Genomic DNA, 5,422 nt, shown 5'->3' with positions numbered 1-5,422 from the left:
TTTTTTCCTTTTAAATTTTAATTACTTATTCAATTTTTTTAATCTTTCAATTTCTTCTTTTTGTTCTTCAATTATTTTTAGAAGCTCTTCTTCTTTGCTAAACCATTCTTTACTTAAATCATTTATTAAAGAAGCCATTTCATCAGCACTTCCTGCAATTCTATTAAATAGAAGAAGGTTTGACCTTAATATTTCTGGTATTTCAGAGTGAGAATATCTAAGTCTATGGTCTATTTCTCCATATCCTTCTTCAAATATTGTTCTTACTTGAATTTCTGCTATAACTTTTTCGTTTGTTGGATAAAATTCTACTAAGTAGTGAACTGATCTATATCCTGATATTCTTGACCTAACTTCTATGCCAAGTTCTTCAAACTTTTTAGTGTTATCTCCTTCTCTAACATTTGCAGTTACTTCAATAACACTCCAAGTCTTAGTTATAAACTCATGAATATCTTGCCATTGATCCTTAAAAATATGAATAACCCTAATTCCAATTAAGTCGTTTATTTCATTTTTATAGTTATCTAATGTAAATTGAAAATCCTTTCCATACTTTGATTTTCTATCCTCTGTTTTTCTTATTATTTTTTCAATTAATCTATCAGGATCCTTAATTCTTGATTTTACAGTATGAATTATTGGTTGTGAACGTAAAATGTTTGAAATAAAGTCTGCATGATTCTCATAAGAAATTTCATAATCTACAAAATCATTATATATCTCACTTAAAACATTAATATCTATATTATTAGTTTTAATTTTTTCTTCTGCATGTGGATATCTCAATAAAAATTCATCTATATTAAAACTTTTCTTCATTTATCCTTCCCCTTTGGATATATGGGACTGTTACTACAGCCCCTTATCTTCCCTGTCTGCTATTACTGCTCTTATTATTTTTAGACTTAGAACTCTTTCCTTTAAAATCTGAAAATTTTCCTTTTGATGTAGCTTTGCTATTTGCTGACTTTGAATTTCTCTTACTATTATTCTTTGATGCTGATTTTGAAGAAGATTTAGACTTAGATCCTTGCTTTCCTCTATTTGAACTTCCTCTTGCTATTGCTTCTTCTTTTTTTATCTTAGCCATATATCTATCAGCTTTTGATTTAATTAAGCACTTTGGTCCATTACCAATTAAATCTTCTCTTCCAGCCTTTACTAAAGCATCATGAACTAAGTTATAGTTCTTAGGATTTTTAAATTGAAGTAATGCTCTTTGCATAGCCTTTTCTTCTCTTGTCTTAGGAATATATACCTCTTCTCCTGTTAGTGGATTTATTCCTGTATAGAACATAGCTGTTGATAAAGTTCCTGGTGTTGGATAAAAATCTTGAACTTGTTCTGGTTGATACTTCGTATCTCTTAAATATTCAGCTAATTCTATTGCTTCATTTAATCCACTTCCTGGATGGCTTGACATAAGGTATGGAATTAAATATTGTTCCTTACCTAATTGCTTATTAATCTTAAAGAATTTTTCTCTAAATCTATCATAGGTATCACCTGAAGGCTTACCCATATATTTTAAAGCATTTGGAGCTACGTGCTCTGGTGCTACTTTTAATTGCCCACTAACGTGATGCTCTACAAGCTCCCTAAAGAATGTATCATCTTTATCTGCCATTATATAATCATATCTTAACCCTGAACGAACAAAAGCTTTCTTTACTTTAGGAAGTTTTCTTATCTTTCTTAATAATCCTAAGAATTCACTATGGTCAACAATTAGGTTCTTACATGGTTTTGGAGTTAAGCATTGTTTAGATTTACATGCTCCTATAGTAAGCTGTGTCTTACAAGCTGGCTTTCTAAAGTTTGCTGTTGGACCCCCAACATCATGAATATATCCCTTAAAATCTTTAAGATTTGTTATTTCAACAGCTTCCTCTAATATTGAAGCTTCACTTCTACTTTGAACAGCTCTTCCTTGATGGAAGGTAATAGCACAAAATGAACAGTTACCAAAGCATCCTCTTGAGCTTACTAAGCTAAATTTAACTTCTTCTAAAGCTGCTATTCCACCAAATTCATCATATATAGGATGACATTCTTTAGTATATGGAAGAGCATAAACTCTATCTAGTTCTTCCCTTGTTAAAGGCATTTCTGGAGTATTACAAACTACATATCTATCTCCATGCTTTTGTACAAGAACCTTTCCTCTTACAGGATCTTGTTCTTCATATTGAATTTTAAAAGCTTCTGCATACTTCATTTTATCCTTTGTAACTTCTTCTCTAGATGGTAATAATTTATAATCTCCATAAATTTCATCTAATGAATCTATAGCATATGTAGTACCATTTACATGTCTTATGTATTTTGCTTCAAAGCCATCATTTAAAGCATTTGCTACTTCTACAATTTGTTTTTCACTCATTCCATATGTTAACAAATCAGCTCCACTATCTATAAGTATTGAATTTCTTACATTATTATCCCAATAATCATAATGAGCTAATCTTCTTAAACTTGCTTCTAATCCCCCTATAACTATATCTATATTTTTATAAGCTTCTCTTATTTTATTGCAATAAACTATAGTTGCTCTATCTGGTCTTGCCCCCATTTTGCCACCTGGAGTATAAAGATCTTTTTCTCTTCTCCTCTTGCTTACAGTATAATGGTTAACCATTGGATCCATATTCCCCCCATTAACTAAGAAAGCAAGTCTTGGTCTTCCAAGCTTCATAAAATCATCTGTACTATGCCAATCTGGTTGTGGGATTATACCAACTTTATATCCTGCATCCTCTAGAACTCTAGAAATAATTGCAGTTCCAAAACTATGGTGATCAATATAAGCATCACCCGTAACTATAATAAAGTCACATTGTTCCCATCCACGTTCTATCATGTCCTCTTTACTTATTGGTAAAAATCTATTATTTGACATTTAAACACCTACTTATTAATTTTATAAAAATTTATAAAAATATTCCCCTATAAATAATTTTTATAAATTCTTTTACTTAAGTCTCATTTAACTAATTGATTATATCATTTTAAATGAATTAAATCATTTATTTTTTTTATTTACATAATGTTACTAGTATAATTTCAAAATTCAACCTTTATAGTAATAATTTTTTTCAATCTCCTAATACTATAAATGAAAAATTATTTAGGAGGGAAAGCTTATGAAAAATGATAATAGAAAAACCTATTCAAAAGAAAATGTTTTAAGAAATGGGACAAAGACACAAAATCAACAAGCTAATAGTCACTATAACTTTAGCACAGAAGAGCCAGGTATAAATGAAAGTGGTGCTGCAGCTAAAAAAAGAGGATTTTAAAAAAAAGCTGTCTTAGGACAGCTTTTTTAAAAATTTATTTTAATTTTTTAATTGCTTCCCATACTTGGTGAATTGCTTCTGCATAATGTTCTTCTTCACAATAAGCAAAATAATCAGTAGCTTTTACTCCTCGCTTAATAAGCACTCTACGGTGAGGTTTTTCTAATGTTTGAATAAATATAGTCTTTACATTGGTCATAGTCTTTTCTTTACCTCCTTTAATTGATTTAATTCCATAAGGAGTAAAAAGATATATAGGAATTGGATTTTGGGAATATTCCCTTGGATTACAACCAAACTCACGATAAAAAGCTCTTTGATTAGAATATATCAAATAAGGAAGTTAGAACTCTCGACTTTTTTTTGCTATATACTAAATATTATTACTATTTAATTATACGCCTATGGATTTAATCTTTATAGATGACTATCCATTAAGTCTGTCTCTTATATATTATATACCTATAATATTTCAATTTAATTCATTCCACATATTATTGAAAGACTCTTCATCTAATTTAAAAGCAAAGTTTAATCCTGAATAATATACATATCCATCTTTGAATAATCTTATTTCCGCTTTAGTTCCATCCTTCATTTTGAAGAATATAAGTCTTTGATTTTCTACATTAGCCTCAAGATATTCTTCTCCACTAGAGTATTTATTCTCTTTATAAAATAATCTTTCTCTTAACTCTTCATCTTCAAGAGAATATGGAACTCCTTCATACATAGAATCTATAAAATTATTTATATTTTCATCTATTACTATCTCTTTTTCATTTATATTTCCGTTATTCCAATTATCAAAGGTATCCCAAGTAACAGTTTCTATATTGCCTTTTATATTCATCTTTCCAAAAACATCTGAACCATCTTTTAAAGTAAAGTCATTTAAACATTCCCATATTGTTATAAATTCTCCATGCTCACTTTTAGAATAAGTTATTAATCTAAAATTTTCATCATATCCCTTTACTGTATAAACCTCTTCGCCTTCAGAAAAACTTGCAAAATCATCTAAGCTTTCTAAATCTATATATCCTACTGAAGTTCCATTATCAACAATAAATTCTGATAAATCCCAAGTTATACCAAGCCTTTTACCTAATAAATTTTTATTATATTCTACTGGAATTATACTGCTTTCCATAGTATATACTCTTCCTTTATATACTAAAGTTGCTATTCTACTAGCTTGGATATTGGGATTAATTTTTTCAATCTGTTGCTTAGGTATATATATTCCTTCACTCTTATTGCTATAATTATTGTCTTCACCTACTTGCTTCTTATTTTCCTCTGTATTATTTACTAAATTATCATTAACTTTAGCTTTTTCTTTAGGCAGAATTGTAATTAAAATAATACATAACAGTGTTACTATTGAAGCTGCTATTTTATAGTTAAAATAATTTTTTCTAATTTTATTATATTTTTTAATATCCTTTTTTAAACTGACTAATACTTCTTTTCTTGGTTTAATATTTTCATTATCCTTTGTATAACTATCTTTAAAATTCAAGGCATTCATCTCCTTTCATTTTTTCCTTAAGCATATTTCTCCCTCTATGAAGCTGAGAACGTACTGTTGACTCCTTTGTCTTTAATATTTCTGCTATATCAGCCGTTGTCATATCTTCAAAATAAAATAAATGTATAACAGTTCTATACTTAGTTGGTAAATCTAATACATATTTATATACTTCACTTTCTTCCTTTAATGTTATAACTATATTCTCTTCTAAAGCTGTGGTTCTTTTAAACCAAGCTGATGTCAATAAATTCTTACTTAAATTTATAGTAACTCTTATTAACCATGCCTTTATATGTTCATGGCTTTCAAAGTTGATATTAGATTTTATAAATTTAATAAAAACATTTTGCATTATATCCTCAGCATCCTGAACACTTTTAGTTCTTGAAAAGGCTAGTCTATATACCATAGTATTATATTTTTCTATAACTTCTAAAATAAGCTCCTCCCTAGGTAAAGAAAACTCATTCATATTCCCAATCCTCCCCCTTTCATTACTAATACAAATTAAACAACTTAAATGTTGCATTCTATATAATTATATATTTTTATAAATTCATAGAAAATAAAAAAACTCACCTTA

Annotated in this window: 6 protein-coding genes; 1 reads left to right on the top strand and 5 read right to left on the bottom strand. The window is 28.4% G+C overall.

The window, feature by feature from the left end:
- Window positions 1-21: 21 nt before the first annotated feature.
- Complete coding sequence (locus HUJ77_RS14160) at window positions 22-822, bottom strand: GTP pyrophosphokinase (protein WP_291709695.1); 801 nt, start codon at window positions 820-822, stop codon at window positions 22-24.
- Window positions 823-865: 43 nt separating this feature from the next.
- Window positions 866-2,902: a YgiQ family radical SAM protein gene (locus HUJ77_RS14155; RefSeq protein ID WP_291709694.1), complete on the bottom strand. Its 2,037-nt coding sequence runs from the start codon at window positions 2,900-2,902 to the stop codon at window positions 866-868.
- Between the two features lie 244 nt (window positions 2,903-3,146).
- On the opposite strand from HUJ77_RS14155, the gene HUJ77_RS14150 reads away from it, so the two are divergent.
- Complete coding sequence (locus tag HUJ77_RS14150; RefSeq protein ID WP_291709692.1) at window positions 3,147-3,302, top strand: hypothetical protein; 156 nt, start codon at window positions 3,147-3,149, stop codon at window positions 3,300-3,302.
- Between the two features lie 34 nt (window positions 3,303-3,336).
- Here the strand turns inward: HUJ77_RS14150 and HUJ77_RS15470 are convergent, their stop codons facing one another.
- From HUJ77_RS15470 to HUJ77_RS14135, 3 genes are all read right to left on the bottom strand, one after another.
- Window positions 3,337-3,501 (bottom strand): hypothetical protein, encoded by a 165-nt coding sequence (locus HUJ77_RS15470; protein ID WP_366033524.1) that lies wholly within the window; start codon window positions 3,499-3,501, stop codon window positions 3,337-3,339.
- Window positions 3,502-3,774: 273 nt separating this feature from the next.
- Window positions 3,775-4,827: a hypothetical protein gene (locus HUJ77_RS14140; RefSeq protein WP_291709690.1), complete on the bottom strand. Its 1,053-nt coding sequence runs from the start codon at window positions 4,825-4,827 to the stop codon at window positions 3,775-3,777.
- Window positions 4,817-5,311 (bottom strand): sigma-70 family RNA polymerase sigma factor, encoded by a 495-nt coding sequence (locus HUJ77_RS14135; RefSeq protein ID WP_291709687.1) that lies wholly within the window; start codon window positions 5,309-5,311, stop codon window positions 4,817-4,819. The genes HUJ77_RS14140 and HUJ77_RS14135 overlap by 11 nt, the downstream gene beginning before the upstream one ends.
- Between the last annotated feature and the right edge of the window lie 111 nt (window positions 5,312-5,422).

This window comes from Clostridium sp. (genome assembly GCF_021443865.1).
Classification (GTDB): Bacteria; Bacillota; Clostridia; order Clostridiales; family Clostridiaceae; genus Clostridium.
The sequence above is the reverse complement of the archived record's forward strand: the minus strand, read 5'-3'. Positions and strand labels throughout refer to the sequence as shown.

What these genes read in the sequence shown, in the direction of transcription:
- HUJ77_RS14160 (WP_291709695.1), bottom strand. Translation starts at nt 822, where the DNA reads ATGAAGAAAAGTTTTAATATAGATGAATTTTTATTGAGATATCCACAT.
- HUJ77_RS14155 (WP_291709694.1), bottom strand. Translation starts at nt 2,902, where the DNA reads ATGTCAAATAATAGATTTTTACCAATAAGTAAAGAGGACATGATAGAA.
- HUJ77_RS14150 (WP_291709692.1), top strand. Translation starts at nt 3,147, where the DNA reads ATGAAAAATGATAATAGAAAAACCTATTCAAAAGAAAATGTTTTAAGA.
- HUJ77_RS15470 (WP_366033524.1), bottom strand. Translation starts at nt 3,501, where the DNA reads ATGACCAATGTAAAGACTATATTTATTCAAACATTAGAAAAACCTCAC.
- HUJ77_RS14135 (WP_291709687.1), bottom strand. Translation starts at nt 5,311, where the DNA reads ATGAATGAGTTTTCTTTACCTAGGGAGGAGCTTATTTTAGAAGTTATA.